Raw genomic sequence first — 17541 nt, forward strand, 5'->3', positions numbered from 1 at the left:
CCGTCAGGCTCCGGGTTAGGGCGGCCCCGGGCACGCACGCGTGCGCGGGGCCCGTGGATCGACCTCAGAGCGGCCCCGACGGAGTTGCACCAGCCGCGTCAGCACGATCATTGCCCGACGAAAGCGCACCGCACCCTTCGTTCCCCGACAGACGATCGCCTGCAGTCGGCGGCCCTCATGGTCACTCAACCACCGCACCACCATTCTCTCGGCACATGAACCACATGGTGGCCGGCGATCACAGCACGCGCAGGCGGGATTCTCCGATCACAGCCCAACCGTCCCCCCCCTCACCCCCACCGGCGTCGGCGCGTGGTGGCGAGCAGGAACAGCCAGGCCGTCACTGCGATTGCGGCCCCCACTCCGTACATCGTGGCCGCACCGCCGTGTCCCAGGGCGATGCCGCCGATGCCGGAACCCAGCGCGATGCCGAGGTATATGCCGGACGAGTTCAACGAGACCACCAGAGGGACCTCCTGCGGTGCGGCCTCGATCAGGCGATGCTGCTGCGCGGGGGTCTGCGCCCAGGAGGCGGCGCCCCACCCGAACAGCAGCGCGCCGACGAGCAGTCGGGGCGGATCGCCCGCCGCCGGCCCGGCGAGCAGCGCCAGGACCGCGGCCATCGCAGGATAGGTCACCGCGAGCACCCGCACCGGGCCCCGTCGGTCGGTGGCCTGCCCGGAGCACAGGTTGCCGAACACCGCACCCGCGCCGTACAGGACCAGCATCCACGCCACCGCCGAACCCGTGACCCCGACCGCCGCCAACGCAGGCGCGCTGTACGCGTATGCGGTGTACGCGGCGGTCATGCCGAGCACGGTCAGCGGCAGCACGCCCGGCACCCCGGGTCGGCGCAGCACCGCCAGTCGCGCCCGCAACGGCACCCAGTCGGCGCCGGGCAGTGCGGGCATGATCATCCGGATCGCGACGGCGATCACCAGACACAACCCCGCTACCACCCCGAGTGCGACCCGCCAGGTGGCGAGGTGGCCGACCAGCGTGCCGAGCGGCACCCCCAGCGCGGTCGCCGCGGTGAGTCCACCGATCACCACGGCCAGTGCCCGGCCTCGGAGTTCGGGCCGCACCAGCGCGGCGCCGACCGCACCCGTCCACCCCCGTCCTCCCCGTCCTCCCCGACCGGATCGATGACGAAGACGTGTGTGAGGTGAACGGCGCCCCTCGAAGCAGCCGGCCATCCGGGTGCACCCGATCACGATCGCCGTCGCACCGAAGAAGCACACCATCGGCATCTCCCCACCCGCCCCGATCGCCTCGAACTCCACCGCCGGGACGCGACCAGCACGACCAGGTCGGCCTTCGGGATCGCCCACCCGGCCATGACGTCGGCCAACACCCGTTCGTCGGACGACAGTTCGTCCGGGCCCACCCCGTCCGCCCGGACCAACTCGTCGAAGGTCCGCCTGCCGGCTCTTGAAGGTGAGCCACGCGGGTGGCCGCTGGATCACCCGCCCAGCATTGCAGCGTTCGCAGGCGCACCACACGCACCAGGCGCCCCACGCGCACTAAGCGCAACAAGCGCACCAGGCGCGGCCTCTCGCAGGCAGGAGTGCGTGCGTGTGTGCGCGGTTGTGGGGATTTGGTGAAGGCGCCGGGTGGCAGCGGTCCCGTTGATACGTTCCATGCACGAACCACCTTGCTGTGTAAGGGCTTTACCGTCCGTCGTTGACGTGGGGCCAACACGGGGTTCGGGGGCGCCGGGCCTCCCGCCCGTCGTCGCACGGGTGCGGCAGCCGATGGGCTGCGTCATTTCCTGGATGGCTGTAGGGGCCGGTGACCCGTGTGGTCACCCGGTGTCGATCAGCTGTGGTGTGGACGCCGCTTGCCCGAGTAGGGCGGTGGCGCGGTGTTCGAGTTTCGCGAACTGGCCATGGCCCGCGTGGGTGCGGGCACGACGGGTGGGGGTTTCGTGGCGCACGACGAGAGCTTGACGAGGGTGTACAGCGACCGGAAGTACGTGTCGACGACGATGGTGCGTCACTCGGGTACGACCGTGGCGTTCGCCATGGACGCGGACCGCAGGATCGTCTACAGCGTGTTGGACCTGGAGCAGGCGTCGGCGAAGCGCGGTCCGCTGGACGCGCGGTACTGGAACGAGGAACCGGCGGTAGTGCCGTTCCCCGGCGAGCTTGTGGAGGTACCCGCGCCGGGGGCGTACGCGGCGTCGGGTGTACTGCGGATGCCGTGGGTACGGGCCGGGGGACGTACCGAAGCGGTGGCGGGTGTGCCGCTGCCGGTGGAGGAGCGTGACCCGTTCTTGTCGACGACGGCGCGGCTGAGCGCGCCGGCACCGTTCCAGGTCGTTTCGGACGGCCGCTACATCCTGCTCTTTCGCCAGGGAGTGGACGCGAACCACAAGGATGTCGTGTTCTACGCCGAGGGCGGCACGGTGTCCGGTGATCGGGCCACCGCGGCGGCGGGCACGAAGGCGACGGCGACCGCCGTGGTCGACGGGTCGTTGCTGTGCGACCGGTTCGTCCTGGTGGGGTCGGTGCTGAAGCCGGTCGTGGAGGTGCGGTACCAGCGGTCGCGGTCGAAGCTGCGGGGCGCCTCGGAGAGCGACACGTTGGGCACCCGGGACATGGAGGGGAACCCCTTCTTCGAGCCCACCGCGAAGCTGTCGTTCGTCGCGCCTCTGCAACGCGGCGCGTTCACCGTGCTCTTGCTGCCCACCGCGGTCGTGGGTGAGTCCCGGTGGCAGGTGTTCGCGGCGAACAAGGCGACGGGACGCGTGGAGGGCTACAACTGCGCGCAGGGCTCGGACGGCTTGTTCGACGTGGTGGGCGCTCAGCTCTACACCAGTCCGGACCCGAAGTTCGCCTCCTCGGTACTGGAGCGCGGGCCGGGGACGTGCCCGCACACCAAGAGGCCGCTTGTGCCCGTGCCGGCGACCCGCGACCGGGCCGGTACGGCGATGCGGTTCGACCCGGCGAAGAACACGCACGTGCTGCTGCCGGCCGCGCCGCCCGGGTCCGCGACGGTTGCGTCGTCCGGTTACACGGTGGAGGCGTGGGTACGTCCGGCCGCGGCCTCGGGGACCATCCTGGCGCACCATACCGGGGCATCGCCGACCAGCACGTTCGCGCTGGAGTTGGACGCGGACCGGAAGCTGGTGGCGGACCTGGGTGGAACCCGTGTGGTGTCGGGCACCGCGGTGCCCGTGAACGCCTACGTGCACGTCGCGGCGGTGTTCGACGGCAAGAACGCGGCCGTGTACGTGGGCGGGGTGCGGACGGGTGTACGTGCGGTCACGGCGGTACCGGACGCTCGGTCCGCGGCGAGCGTCGGGACAAGGCTGGCCTCGGGCGTGCCGGAGGCCGGGTTCAAGGGCGACGTCGACGAGGTGCGGATCTGGGAACGAGCGCGGACCGAGGCCGAGTTCGGCGATCGGGGGCGGCGTCTGTCGGGCATCGAGCCGGGCCTGGCGGTGTACTGCCGCTTCGACGAGGGGGCCGGGACAGTGGCCGGCGACCACACCAGGGCGATGCGCGACGGCACGGTGCACAACGGCGCGGTGTGGGTGGCTTCCGACGCTCCGGTGGGTGACGGGCCGGGACTGTCGCGGGACGTGTTCGGCTTCGCCGGCCGCGCCGTGTCGACCGGGCTCGCGGCGGTCACCTATTCCCAGCAGGAGCCGGCCACGACCGGGTACGGCACGGCGGTGGGGCACGAGAAGCGGCAGACGCGGGTGCTCGTGGCGTGCGGGACCTCCGGCCCGGCACCGGCGGGCGGCGCGGCCAATCGCAGTTACGTCGCCGCGGTGGACTTCGCGGTCGCCCGGGACGGTCGTCTCGCGGCGATCCCGTCCTTGGTCTCCTTGGCCGAGGCGGGCAAGTCCGGGGCGGTGGGCGACGCGGCGGCGGTGGCCGCCGCGCAGGCGGCCGTGGACGCCGCGCGGGCGAGTCTGGACGCGGACCGGCAGCTGGCGGCGCAGGTTCAGCAGACTCTGGCGGCCATCGACTCCTACGACCGGATGTTCGGCCCCTCGTTCGCGTCGATCTTCGGCGTGCACAGACGGCTTCAGGAGCAGCAGGCCGCGCAACAACGGCTGGGCGCGCGTCAGGCGGCCGTGGACGCCGCGGAGGACGCGTTGATGACCGTGTCGGGCGGTACCCGCGGCGGCGGCGACACCGTGGTGGCGATGCCGGTGGTCTCCACCGACCGGCAAGGACTGACGGTCTACGGGGCGTTGCTGGCGTTCGCGTGGACCGAGGACGCGCCGTTCGTTCTGGACGGCGCGGGCGGCGACGTCGTGCTGTATTTCCGGGGCGGGGCCGGGCAGTTCTTCTCGGCCTACTACTCCACGCTGGTCACAAGGGCGACCCGGAGCCTGGGCGCGGGCTCGGACCGGCTGGAGTTCGTCGCGCGCGACACCGCCACGCGCGCCAAGGACTTCACCGTGCAGGTCACCGCCGATGCCGGTTCGGCCGCGGACCTGTGCACGGTGACCGTGACCTGCGGGTCGCGCACCGAGACGTATCTGCGGGTGCCGCGTGCCGCGGCCTCGCTGGCCGCGGTCCTCAACGGCAACCCGCCGGCCGGCACGCTGCTGGGCACCGTCCTGTCGGTCAAGGACCGGCTCGTCGAACTGACCGCGCCGCTCCCCGCACCGCTCGCGGTCGGCAGCCGGGTCCTGGTCGGCGGGAGAGTACGCAAGGTCGACGCCGCGGCACCGGCGAGCGCGACCACGTTCACCGTCTCCGGCGACGCGGTCATCGCCGCGGCCGGATCGCAGGTGACCGCGGTGCTCTACGACTACGCCGACGCCACCGGCAGCGTGACCGGCACCGACCTGTCCTCGGGATCGCGGATCGTCGCGGTCACCCGCGTGGGTTCCACCACCGCCGTGGTCGCCGACGGCGACGCGAAAGACGCCGGCGACGGGGTCGGGCCGCACTGGCGCGGTCACGCCCCGGGCCGCGCACCGGCGTTCGACGGAACCACGCAGTACCTGACCGCCGTGGACGGGGCGGACTTCGCCACCGATGGCGACCTGACCCTGGAGGCGTGGCTCAACCCCGCCTCCGCGACCGGCACCGTGCTGCGCGCCGCCGGACCTGCCACCCCCTACGGCCTGGCCCTGCGCGGCACCACGTTGTTCAGCGCTCTCAGCCTCGAAGAGGACAACGTCGTCGAATGCGGCGACCGGCTCACGCTGACCGGGACCAGCTTCACCATCGAGATGTGGGCCCTTCGCCAGGCCACCAACCGCGACGACCTGCTGTTCAGCACAGGATTCGGCCTGATGGTCGGGATCGACTCGAACAACCGCTTCATGTTCGGCGGAGACGTCGGCATCCCCGGCCAGGCCGACCTCACCTGGGCGATGACCACCGCCACCGTCCCCGCCCAGGAATGGCACCACTGGGCGGTGGTCCACGACGCCTCCGCCGGAACCCGCCGCGTATACCGGGACGGCATGGAAATGGCGTGCACGTCCGAAACCGGCGGCGCGGTCGCCGCGGGCACGTTCGGTGGCCAGAGTATCGCCGGCTCCAACGATTCACGCACCGTCAAGCTCGGGTTCCGTGCCCAGGGCGGCAGCATAGGATCGCGCGTCTGCCTGGACGAGGTGCGCGTGTGGGGCCGCGCGCGGACCGCGGACCAGATCAAGGAGACGATGCGTCGCCGACTGCGCGGCCGCGAGGACGACCTGCTGGCGTACTGGCAGTTCAGCAACGGATCGACACTCGACCGCTCCGGCCGCGGCAACCACGGCACCCTGGTGGGCCCGTTCCGGTCGGCGGCCTCCGGACTGGACGGCTTCGCGCCCGTGGCCACCGTCGGCTCGCAGACCTTCGCCCTGTCGGAAGGGGTCGCGATCGGCGACTGGAGCCACGTCGCGCTGGCGTTCAAGCAGCACTGGGCCATGGCGATGGACGGCGCCGGCCACCTGGACGCGGGCGGACCCGAGGGGCTGAACCTGCTCGGCGACCTGACCATCGAGGCCGGCGTACGCCTGGACGCGCTCGGCGTCGTGCACGGCCTGGTGGGCAAAGGCGTGGTGGAAGGCGGGGCGGCTGGCACGGCGGTGCCGTACGCGCTGCTCGTGGAAGCGGACGGCCAACTGGCGTTCATGTTCGAGAAGGGCGGCGGCGGCAAGGACAGCCTGGTCACCGTCCGCTCCGGGACCAAGCTCCAGGCCGGCGTGTTCACCCGGGTCGCGGTCACCCGCAAGGGCGGTCACAACGACAGGGGCGGTGTGGCGATCCGCCTGTACATCGACGGCGCCCCCGTCGGGCACAAGCCGTTCGTGTTCGAGGGCGCCGCACCGGTGGGCAACGACGACAACTGCGAACTGGGCCGCCTCCGCCAGGGCCGGACCACAAGTCACCTGCGCGGTTCCCTGACCGACGTACGGATCTGGAACGTCGCCCGCGACGAGAAGCAGATCGGCGCCGCGATCACCCCCAAGACCCCAGGGCTGACCGCGTGGTGGGCCTTCCCCGAGAAGGAGGGCGCCGTCACCGCGGACGCCTGCGACACCTTCCCCGCCAAGGTGCGCGGCGCCCGCCGCGTGCGCACCCCCGACCCCAACGGCAACCTCGCCACCTTCTATGTCGACGGCAGCCCGCAACCGGCCTGGATCGCGCCCATGCACGCCCAACCGACGTACCCCGGCGAGGCACACGCCACCATCGCAGGCCGACGCCACAGCGGAACACTGGCCAACGGGTACACCGGGACCATCGACGAGGTACGGATCTGGCGGACCTGCCGCACCCGGGAGCAGATCCTGGACAACATGTTCGCCCGACTGCGCGGCGAGAAGAAGGACTTGGTCGCCCACTTCCCCTTCGACGGCGCCTCCACCCAAGCCGGCGCCACCGTCAAGGACTTCGGGCCGCGCGGCAACGACCTGAACCCCTCACCCGACGCACCGCGAAACACCATCTCCAGCGCACCCATCTCCGCCGACGCCGCGGAAGTCCGCTCCGCACTCACCGGAATCGGCAGCACCTTCAACGCCCGCATCGACGCACCCCCCGCCGCCTCCGAGTACGGAGACCTGCAAGCCGACGCCGACGGACGCGCGTTCGGCGTCATGAAACGCGCCTACACCTTCGTCCGGCACGGCAGGTGGGAGCTGCACACCGGCTTCAAGACCGGGGAACTGACCAGCACGTGGGTCGGGCAGGCCCAATTCGACCCGCAACTGGTCGGCTTCCTCGAAGGCGCCCCGCCGATGCCCTCGGAGAACATGGTCTGGGGAACCGCCGGCGACTACGCCGAGAAGGCGTCCGTGTCCTTCATCCAGGCCGACTCGGTCACCAACACCATCTCCAACGACGAGAAGCGCAGCCTGGACGCGTCCGCCAAGGGCAAGGTGGAGTTCTGGGTCAACGACGACACCTCCATCGTCGTCGCGCCCCTCGGCGTCGGCACCGCGAAGGAGGCCGTCAAGGTCAAGGTGGGCATGACCGTCGAGGCCGAGATCAAGTTCTCCAACGGCTGGGCCACCAACCTCGCCGTGTCCCAGAGCACCGAGACCACCCGCACCAGCGGCGTCGTGCTGACCGGCCAGTGGGAGGAGGACGCCCGGACCGGCCAGGTCAACCCCGACGCCGGCCGGCGCTGGGTACCCGCCAACACCGGCTTCGCGATCGTCCAGTCCGCCACCGCCGACCTGTACGCGCTGCGCCTGGCCCACACCGGCGTCCTGGTCGCCTACCGGATGATCCCCAACGCCGACATCCCCCGCGACTGGAACATCATCGCGTTCCCCATCAACCCCCGCTACACCAAGCAGGGCACCCTGGACGGCCTGGTCGGCTTCGCTCCCAAGGGCAGCTCCGGAGCACTGCAGCCCTTCCCCGACCCCGCGTTCCCCAACGCCGGGGACGGCGGCGAACACAGCTACTACCGCCCCCGCGAGGCGTACGCCATCAAACGACGCATCCAACGCGAGGAGCAGCAACTCCAGAGCTTCTACGAATCGGTGTCCACCGAGAGCGCCACCTTCGCCGCCCACAACCCCGTCCGCGACCAGGCCAACCGGGTCCTCGGCGGCATGATGGGCGGCACCGGAACGGGTCTGACCCCGGACAAGACGAACCCGGCCGAAGTCCGCAAGGCCGCGAACAGCGCGTCCCGCCGCCACATGGTCAACACCTACGTGTGGACCGCGGCCGGCGGCCTGTTCTCCGAGACGATGTCCACCACCGACCAGGTCACCCAGGTCACCACCGGCGACTACACGGTCAGCAGCAGCCTGAGCGTCGGCGGATTCGCCGAAATCGAAGCGGGCCCGGTCGGCGTCAACCTCTCCGGCAGCGTCACCCTCGGCGGCGGCTACGCGGTCACCCGCAGCAAGACCAAGGAAGCCAAGCGCACGTTCAGCCTGGAAGTGAAGGCCGAACCCGCACGCGACCTGCAAAAACGTGAAGGCGACAAGCCCGTCTTCGACATCGCGCGCAACCCGGTCCTGGTGCCCGGCCGCGTCGACGCCTACCGGTTCATGACCTTCTACCTCGACAGCTCCACCGACAACTACGAGGACTTCTACGGCAAGGTCGTCGACCCCGAGTGGCTCGACCGCAACACCGGACCGGACGCCCGCGCGCTGCGTCAGACCCGGCAGGGCGACCGCAAGCCCCCCTGTTGGCGCATCCTGCACCGCGTCACCTTCGTCAGCCGCGTCCAGGACACCGCCACCGCGACCCCGTCCCTGGCCAAGGCGATGGGCACCCTCGGTATCACCAGCGACTACCACCTGATGCGGCAGCTCGAACCCCACCTGGCCGGCGCCACCACCGACCGCGCCGCACTCACCGCCGCCGCCAGGACCACCCTCGCCACCCGGTTCCCGGCACTCGCCCCGTACACCGACGCCATCGCCGAACGCCTCACCGCCTATTACAACCTCCCCGCCGAGACGACACCGACGCTCACCCCGGCCACCCCTGCCCCGCCCTCGACGCCGGCGGCAACCAGCACCCTCACGACAGCCGCCTCCACCATCGCCGCCGGCGGCACCATCACCCTGCGCTACTCGACCCCGGCCGCCACCCTCGCCGCCACGAACTGGATCGGCCTCTACCGCGACGGCACCAGCCCCACCAACGGCTCAGCCACCGACTGGAAGTACGCCCCCGACGCCGACGGCAGCCTCGACTTCCCCGCCGGCGGCAAGCTCACCCCCGGCAACTACCGGGTCTGGTACCTCCACAACAACGGCCACACCGCACTCGCCGGGCCGATCACCCTGACCATCACCTGACCCACCCAAGCATCGGCGCATCCTCGGCTGCACCACGGCAGAGCAGCAGAGCCACACGCACGCACCCGCCCCCGTCGCACCCTTCACGCGACGGGGGCGACCGGGTCTGATCCGTGCGTGTCGTCGGCCCCGTTGCGAAAGCCGGGCAGGTCGCCATCGGCGCCGCATTCACGGGTGTTCTGTGCGGTGGACTGGCCGTTCATCGAATCGACGTTGGAGCCGGGCTGTCCGTCACAGTCGAACGATTCCTTGAGCACGGCGGGCGGCCGTGGCCGTGCACAGCCGGGCATTTTCCGTCCAGATGGCTGGTACCCGGTCCGCCGTGGGCGATCACGCTCAGCGTGTGGTCCTCCTCGGCTATGGCGTGCGAGTCCCCCACGGCGCGGCGATCCGGTCCCGGCGTCTCACGTGCGACCCCTCCTCATGCGCCATGTCGGCGAGGCTACGCGTGCGCACGGGCCGCATACCGCTCCGCCTTGCTCCCGCGCCGCGATCGACCGTTGCGCCATTGACAACGAGGAGTTCGGGGCGGGTGCGCACCGCTCGACCCGAGGTCGCCGCTTGCGACGCCTTCGAGAGCGAACCCGACTGTGCGGTAGGACCGGACGGGTGAACTCCGCTCGCCGGTGCGTGGATCGGCGGCTTCGCGGGCAGGGGCCGCGCGTTTGCCGTGACGCGTTGTCGCGGTGCTACGAGGAGAAGGCCATGGCTACCGGAATCCTGAGTAAAGGCGAACGGCGGGCGTGGTGCGCCCTCGTGGCGGAACTCCGCCTCGGCGTGTGGGCGCATGGACCTGTGCGGGCCGGCGCCGCACCGCCCGCACCGAGGCTGCGGATCGTCGCAGCCGTCATCGTCCTGGCTCCCGTGGCCGTGGCGTGTGGCGTGGTGGCGGCGACGAGGCTGTCGCATCCGCTGGTACTGGTTCCCCGCGCGTCGCTCGCGGCACTGGGAGCACTGCCCCTGCCGGCATGGGCCTCCCGGCATCGGCATCGGTGTCGGCATCCGTGAACGACGTCCTCACCCGTCGAGCGCAGCGATCGACCACCTCGTTCCGGTACCGCCTTACGACCCTTCCCGTGGAGCACGAATGACCGACGTCCAAACCCCCTTGGCGCCTTTCCCACCCGACGTGGCGGCTCCGCGCTCATCTCGTCGTGGGACGATCGTGGTGAAGTGGTTGACCACCACCGATCACAAGACGATCGGCAGTCTCTACCTCACGACATCGTTCCTGTTCTTCCTGTTCGGCGGGATCCTCGCGCTCGCGATCCGGACCGAACTGGCCCGGCCGGGGACCCAGTTGCTCTCGAATGAGCAGTACAACCAGGCATTCACCATGCACGGAGCGATCATGCTCCTGATGTTCGCCACGCCCCTGTTCGCCGGCTTCACCAACTGGATCATGCCGCTCCAGATCGGCGCCCCGGATGTGGCGTTCCCCCGCCTGAACATGCTCGCCTACTGGCTTTACCTGTTCGGTTCGCTGATCGCGGTCGCCGGGTTCCTCACCCCGGACGGGGCAGCCGACTTCGGCTGGTTCGCCTACACCCCGCTCAGCTCGGCCGTGCGCTCACCCTCCATCGGCGGCGACATGTGGATCATGGGCCTGGCACTGTCCGGATTCGGCACCATCGTGGGCGCGGTCAACTTCATCACCACGATCATCTGCATGCGCGCGCCCGGCATGACGATGTTCCGGCTGCCGATCTTCTGCTGGAACGTGCTGCTGACCTCGGTCCTGGTCATCATGGCGTTCCCGGTCCTGGCCGCCGCGCTGTTCGCGCTGGAAGCCGACCGCAAGTTCGGCACCCACGTTTTCGACCCCGCCAACGGCGGTGCCCTGCTGTGGCAGCACCTGTTCTGGTTCTTCGGCCACCCGGAGGTCTACATCATCGCGTTGCCGTTCTTCGGCATCGTCACCGAGATCCTCCCGGTCTTCTCGCGCAACCCGGTCTTCGGTTACAAGGGTCTGATCGCCGCCACCATCGCCATCGCGGGCCTGTCGGTCACCGTCTGGGCCCACCACATGTTTCCCACCGGTGCCGTGATGCTGCCGTTCTTCTCCTTCATGACGTTCCTGATCGCCGTCCCCACCGGCGTCAAGTTCTTCAACTGGATCGGCACCATGTGGCACGGGTCGCTCTCCTTCGAAACGCCCATGCTGTGGTCGATCGGCTTCCTGGTCACCTTCCTCTTCGGCGGCCTCACCGGCGTCATCCTCGCGTCACCCCCGCTCGATTTCCACGTGACCGACTCCTACTTCGTCGTCGCCCACTTCCACTACGTCGTCTTCGGAACCGTCGTCTTCGCCATGTTCGCCGGATTCCACTTCTGGTGGCCCAAGTTCACCGGAAAAATGCTGGACGAGCGGCTCGGCAAGATCCACTTCTGGACCCTGTTCGTCGGCTTCCACACCACCTTCCTCGTCCAACACTGGCTCGGTGCCGAGGGCATGCCCCGCCGCTACGCGGACTACCTCGCCTCCGACGGCTTCACCACGCTCAACACGATCTCCACCATCGGCGCCCTCCTCCTCGGCCTGTCCACCCTTCCGTTCCTGTACAACGTCTGGAAGACACACCGGTTCGGACGCGAGGTGATCGTGGACGACCCCTGGGGCTACGGACGCTCACTGGAATGGGCCACCTCCTGCCCGCCGCCGCGGCACAACTTCACCAGACTGCCCCGGATCCGCTCCGAATCGCCGGCCTTCGACGTCCGCCACCCCGAGATCGCCATCCTGGACTACGAGACCCAACGCGGAAAAGAGCACATCCTCGACGTCAACCCCGACAAAATTGGCAGATAGGAACAACAGGCCAAAAGCCCCGACCGATGACGACCACCCACCCACCCAGCGGCGGGCCGTCGCCGACCCGACCCCGGCGCGGCGCGGAATACAGCGGGCCGGGGTCGCGGGATGCCGATAGAAGGGACCGCCGTCTGCGCCTCGGGGGTGCGATGACCAAGCGTGTGCCCTGTCCGCCCGCACCCGGGCCGCTGGAGGCCTACGCCGCGCGGTTCGACGACCTCTTCTCGACGTTGGCGCAGCGGCGCGGGTTCCGCGAGTACCCGGCCGGGCCGTTGCTGCCGAGGGACCGCAACAAGACGCCGACCTGTCTGGTCGGTGCGGAGCCTCTGATCGGTGCACGGCATCCGGCGGTGCAGCGGCTCCGGTTCCTCCTGTCCGGGCCCACCTGGGACCTGTCCGAGCCCACCTGGGACCACAAGCGGATCAACGCCCGCCGCGTGAAACTGTTGCCGGCGGATCCGGCCACCACACCGCACGCGGGCGGGTCCTGGTGATCGACGACTCCGGCGACCGACCCTGGGCCTCCTGGAATCCCTCGGCCTGCACGCCGAAGTCGTCGCCCGCCGCCTCGAACCCTTCGGCCCGGTCCTGACCGCCCGCGCGACCTTCCTGGAACAGCGCGGCCTGATCGCACCGGGCCAACGTCAAGAGGAACTCGTGGTCATCCGCGCCGACGCGCCCCAGACCCACCACCCATCCGCCACACGATCGTGACGCCGAGCGCACACCGAGAACGAACGCCCATCGGGCCATTTCCACCGTCAAACGCACGCGGATGACGAGATGCGGATCTGGATCGGTCCGGTCCCCCGATTTCTCCCGGCCTCGCGTCCCCCCTCCGGCGGATCCGCCCGCGACACCTCGCGTGTCGCGGATGACCGCGCCGCCTCCGGGTATCGGCAGAAACCGAAGCGATCAACACTTTCGCGTTTGCACTCCCGGAATCGGGTTGACCCGGCAAACAGAACAAGGCACCGCCATGCGCCCACGGGCCGACGGCGAACTCGGAACGATTGGAAGCATCATGGTCATGCCCTCGACCGGCAGTCCCCTTCGAGCCGCCCTCACCCTCACCGCACCCATCCTGATGTGGACACTCGCGAACTCGCCGGGACTCGCGCACGCCTCCCCCGTCCCCACGAACGACGGTCGACCGACCCTGACCGCCGACCGCACGGGCTCACTGGACCCCGCCGGCGATCGCATCACCGTGACAGGCCGCGGCTTCCGGCCCGGCAGCGAGGTGCGCGTCAAAACGTGCGACCCCGCCCAGGGGCCCGACGCGGCATGCGACACCGACCTGGGTGAAGAGCCCGTTCGGGTCGACACCGACGGCACCTTCACCCGGGAATTGCGCGTACGCGCCGCGTTCGGTCCCGTCGACTGCCTGCGCACCCGCTGCGCCGTGGCCACCACCAAGGTCGGCGGCGGTGGGGACCGCAGCCAGGAGAGCTACCTCTCGATCGGGTTCCGCGGCGAGGTCCCCGGACTGCCGGCCACCTGGGCACCAAGCCCCTCGGCCACGCCCGGCAGCGACGGCGCGACGGCCGCACAGCCCTCGCCGGCGAGTCCCTCGGCCCCCACCGACTCGGCGCCCCCGAAGGCGCAGGACACCGACACCGACGAGAACCCCTGGGTACTCCCCGCCGTCATGGCAGGCGTGATCGCGGTCATCGCCGCGATTGTGGTGTTCGTGGTCCGCAACCGACGCCAGGCCGGTACGGGACGAGGCAGCGGCGACAAGTAGATCCGAGACCGGGCATGGACCACGAGACTTGGGAATCGGGGCATAGGCGTGGGACCGAAAAACGGCGCGTCGCGTGCGCGGACGTGATGAGGCCTTCGGCCGCGAGTGTCGCCGTCGCCACACACGCCGGTGTCGCGCAGCTGATGTACGGAGGGTTCCTCATCGACGTTCGCACGCCTGTCGATGAGGTTCAGGGCGCTGGGCAGATCATGCGGTCGGCCGCACCAGTGCCGAAATGCTCACGTCCTACCCCCCGGGTATCCCCGCCGCCCTGCCCGGCGAGGGGCTCACGGCCCCGGTCGTGGACTCCCTGACGTCCGGAGTCCGGGCCGGCGTGGTCGTTCCGGACGCGGTGGACCCCAAAGTCGGCAGCGTCCGTGTGGTCGACGAAGAACTCGACGAGTGAGCGCCGATCAAAGGCGAACACGTGCGGGCAACGGCTGTTCGGCTGCGAAACCCACGTGCCCGGCGGCTCGTTTGTCGAGTGTAGGTCTCCGTTGTTCGAGTTCCCGACCGTCGCCCGCGCCGAAATAGCCGAGTTCCGCCAGACACAAAAGCGGGTGTCAAATCGGGACAGCGGGACAGGCTCGGGTGATGTCATCTGTTTCTTGGGGGCGACGTCTTCGTGGCGCGCCCGCGGTGGTCGGGGCCGAACTGCGGGGGATCGGGCGGTCGGCGACCCGTGCGTGGCGAGGTCCGGGGCGCGAGCGGGATCTGGTCTGGCAGTCGGCCAAGGCCGCGCTCGCGGCGGTGCTCAGTTGGGCCGTGGCAGGGTGGTGGCTGCGGGCCCCGATGGCCATCATGGCGCCCTGGGTGGCGATCGTGCTCGTTCAGGCGACGGTGTACCGATCGGTGGCCCAGGCTCTCCAGGTCCTGGTGTCGATGACCTTCGGCACGCTGATCGCCGCCCTCGCCTGGGTGATGTGCGGCAGCACCATCGGGGCGATGGCGGCGGTGCTGCCGATCACGATGCTGATCGGCAACTGGCGGCGGTTCGGGGACAAGGGGATGTACAGCTCGACCAGCGCGCTGTTCGTGCTGTCCTACGGCCCGGTCACCGGCGCCACCATCGGACACCGTCTCGGGGAGGCACTCCTCGGAGCCCTGATCGGACTCGCGGTGAACTTGCTGATCCGGCCGCCGATGCACCTGCGGGACAGCCGCCGCGCCGCGCTCGACGTGGCGGACGAGGTCGCGGAGATCCTGGCCGAGTCGGCCGCCGGGCTGCGCGAGCAATGGGACGCAGCGGCGGCGGACGAACGGTATCGGCGGGCGCTGCGGGTCTCCCGCCGGTGGGAGGACCTGCGGGCGGCCACCGAACACGCACGCGAGAGTGTCCGGATGAACCCCCGCCGGCACCGCCATGGTCCGGTACCGGAGATCGAGCACGGCTTCCTGCCCACGCTGCAGGACCTGGTGGCCCGCACGATCGCGATCACCAGGACCATTCGGGACACCGCGCGAGCGGACGGGGTGGACCTGACCCCGGACGGCAGAACGTTGGCGCCCTACGCGGCCTTCCTGGAGGCACTGGCACGAGCGGTGCGCGAGTACGGACGGGCCGTGGCCACGACCGGCACATCGGCGCGGCCGGACGCGGCAGGCCCACCGAACGCGCGACTGCGCCGCGCCCGGGACGAGTTGGACCGAGCCGCCGAAATCCACTCCGTACTCGCCGAGCGCTTGCCCGAGGCGGCGCGGTCGGGACCGGTGACAACCGCGCTGTCCGGTTCCCTGCTCGCCGAGGCGGGCCGGCTGCTGAGCGATCTGAAGGTCGACCCGGACAGCGGTCTTCACCGGGTCGGAGACTGAGCAGCGTCGCGCCAGAGCAGTCATGTCGGCTCGGCTACCCCGGGGAGATCTCACCGGTGGACGCACCATCGCCGGGCCGGAGCGATCGACGACGGCCGGGTCGGCAAGATCGACGGCCTCCCAATGAAGCTCCTGGCCGCGAAGTGGGACGGGGCAACGGCGTTCGTCCTGCCACGTGCCGAATACGCCGAAGCCGATCGAGCCGCATGCGGCGGACTGCGGCTGGTCCCCGTTGAAACCCTCTCCGACGCGGTGAACGCGTGGAACGCACTCGGCACGGGACGCGGCAAAGTGCCGTCGTGCTGACACGGCATCGGCGAACCCGGCCGTTCGGGCGAGCGTTACCGGCCCCCGTTCCCGGCGCGTCCGCGATCGGCTCGCGTCGGAAACGGGAGCGAGGAGGAGTCGGACGATGTCGGTGGCCGCAAGCGAGCGGCGCGTCAGCCCGGGAGGGTTTCACCTCCGATGGGAGCCAAGACCTCGCCGGAGTAGTAGCCGGACAGACGATTCGACGCGAAGAACACGTACGAGGGGGCGATCTCGTCCGGCTGAGCCGCGCGCCCCATCGGAGCCTGCTGCCCGAACGTGGCGACCTTCTCCGGTGGGAACGTCGCGGGGATCAGCGGGGTCCAAACCGGGCCCGGGGCCACGCAGTTGACCCGGATGCCGCGTTCCTGGAAGGACTGGGCCAGGGAATAGGTCAAGGCGAGGATGGCGCCCTTCGTGGCCGAGTAGTCGATCAAGGTCTTGTTGCCGCGCAGTCCGTTGATCGACGAGGTGTTGATCACCGATCCGCCCGACGGCAGGTGCGCCAGGGCGGCCTTGGTCGTCCAGAAGAAGCTGTGGATGTTGACCCGGAAGGTGTACTCCCACTGCTCGCTGTCGAGTTGCTCCAGATCGTCCACCGGGTTCTGGGTTCCGCAGTTGTTGACCAGGATGTCCAAGCCGCCGAGGTCGCGGGCGGCCCGCGCGACCACGTCCCGACAGTTGAGCTCCACCGACAGGTCGGCGCGAAGAACCACACAGATACGCCCGGCTCGCTCGACCAGCCGCGCGGTGTGTGCGGCGTCCTCATCCTCGCGCTCGGACAGGTACGCGATGGCCACGTCCGCGCCCTCCTTGGCGAACGCGATCGCCACCGCGCGACCGATGCCGGAGTCCCCGCCCGTGATCAGCGCCCGACGACCCTCGAGCAGGCCGCTGCCGAGATAGTCGCGCATCTCGTCCTGCGGCGTGGGATCCATGGCCGACGTGGTGCCGGGGGCCCGCTGCTGCTGCGGCGGCGGCGGGTTCTGCTCGGACGGGGTGCTCATCGCTGCTCCTGTCGTACCACCGGTTGTCGCGTCCGGCACGTGGCCCGGTCGGGAAGTGTCGGCACGAATCGTTGACCGCTACCCGCCCGATCCGCCCGTACTCCCGCGCGCCCGTTCCGCCGCAGGGTGGGAACCATGCCCGCGATCTCCCCGTCCTCCAGCGGCCCCCGAACTCCCACGGCGGCTACGGACGAGTCACCGCCGCCGAACTCGTCGAGGGACCGGCGTTCCGCACCATCGACCGGGTCGACCGGATCGGCCGGATCGGCGACAGCCCGTCCCCGAACGGCTGTTGCGCGGTGATCACCCGGGTCGCCGAACGCGCCGGGCTCCCCGTGCGCCTGGCCGCCCACTCCGGTCGTGCCGGCCGCCATCCGCGCCGGTGACCGCCCCGACGAGGTCCGCGAGATCAGCCGACACGCCTCCGGCTCCGCGCGCCGCACAGCGGCGGGCGTGTCGGTCCTGTGGTGTGCTTCGGCCGCGCCGTCGCTCGCGTGATCGGCTTCGCCCGCTCCGTGCTGTGGAGCCGGCGATGGCCGGTGGTCACAGACGCTCCAGGAACAGCGACATGAGCAGTCGCTCGACCGTGCGGACGAGAGTGCGGGCGGTGGTGATGTCG

Annotated in this window: 10 protein-coding genes and 1 pseudogene; 9 read left to right on the plus strand and 2 right to left on the minus strand. The window is 70.3% G+C overall.

Annotation, left to right across the window (positions count from 1 at the left end; translation table 11 throughout):
• Nucleotides 1-290: 290 nt before the first annotated feature.
• Nucleotides 291-1085, minus strand: a complete 795-nt coding sequence (locus ACIRL2_RS26745; protein ID WP_402235059.1) for an MFS transporter — start codon at nt 1083-1085, stop codon at nt 291-293.
• A gap of 779 nt (nt 1086-1864) precedes the next feature.
• Between ACIRL2_RS26745 and ACIRL2_RS26750 the strand changes: the two genes are divergently transcribed.
• The 8 genes and pseudogenes from ACIRL2_RS26750 to ACIRL2_RS26785 all read left to right on the plus strand — a co-directional run bounded on the left by ACIRL2_RS26750 (nt 1865) and on the right by ACIRL2_RS26785 (nt 15915).
• The gene (locus ACIRL2_RS26750; protein ID WP_402235061.1) at nt 1865-9238 is read left to right on the plus strand and encodes a LamG-like jellyroll fold domain-containing protein; all 7374 of its coding nucleotides are present in this window, start codon (nt 1865-1867) and stop codon (nt 9236-9238) included.
• Between the two features lie 705 nt (nt 9239-9943).
• Nucleotides 9944-10246: a hypothetical protein gene (locus ACIRL2_RS26755; protein ID WP_402235064.1), complete on the plus strand. Its 303-nt coding sequence runs from the start codon at nt 9944-9946 to the stop codon at nt 10244-10246.
• Between the two features lie 79 nt (nt 10247-10325).
• Complete coding sequence (gene ctaD / locus ACIRL2_RS26760; protein WP_402235067.1) at nt 10326-12047, plus strand: cytochrome c oxidase subunit I; 1722 nt, start codon at nt 10326-10328, stop codon at nt 12045-12047.
• Between the two features lie 152 nt (nt 12048-12199).
• A complete protein-coding gene (locus tag ACIRL2_RS26765; protein ID WP_395861603.1) occupies nt 12200-12544 on the plus strand; it encodes a hypothetical protein in 345 nt (114 codons plus the stop codon).
• A 536-nt stretch (nt 12545-13080) separates the two neighbouring features.
• Entirely contained in the window at nt 13081-13797 is a 717-nt protein-coding gene (locus ACIRL2_RS26770; RefSeq protein WP_395861601.1) for a neocarzinostatin apoprotein domain-containing protein, read from the plus strand.
• A 211-nt stretch (nt 13798-14008) separates the two neighbouring features.
• Nucleotides 14009-14203 (plus strand): annotated as a pseudogene (locus ACIRL2_RS26775) (ornithine decarboxylase); the annotation flags it as partial.
• Nucleotides 14204-14391: 188 nt separating this feature from the next.
• Nucleotides 14392-15609, plus strand: coding sequence for an aromatic acid exporter family protein (locus ACIRL2_RS26780; RefSeq protein ID WP_395861599.1), 1218 nt, complete (start codon nt 14392-14394; stop codon nt 15607-15609).
• A gap of 123 nt (nt 15610-15732) precedes the next feature.
• A complete protein-coding gene (locus ACIRL2_RS26785) occupies nt 15733-15915 on the plus strand; it encodes a hypothetical protein (RefSeq protein WP_402235070.1) in 183 nt (60 codons plus the stop codon).
• 134 nt (nt 15916-16049) lie between these two features.
• On the opposite strand, the gene ACIRL2_RS26790 is transcribed toward ACIRL2_RS26785, so the two are convergent.
• The gene (locus ACIRL2_RS26790; RefSeq protein WP_402235072.1) at nt 16050-16922 is read right to left on the minus strand and encodes an SDR family oxidoreductase; all 873 of its coding nucleotides are present in this window, start codon (nt 16920-16922) and stop codon (nt 16050-16052) included.
• A gap of 71 nt (nt 16923-16993) precedes the next feature.
• Between ACIRL2_RS26790 and ACIRL2_RS26795 the strand changes: the two genes are divergently transcribed.
• Entirely contained in the window at nt 16994-17308 is a 315-nt protein-coding gene (locus ACIRL2_RS26795; RefSeq protein ID WP_402235073.1) for a hypothetical protein, read from the plus strand.
• Nucleotides 17309-17541 lie beyond the last annotated feature (233 nt).

It is taken from the genome of Embleya sp. NPDC127516 (genome assembly GCF_044765325.1).
GTDB lineage: Bacteria > Actinomycetota > Actinomycetes > Streptomycetales > Streptomycetaceae > Embleya.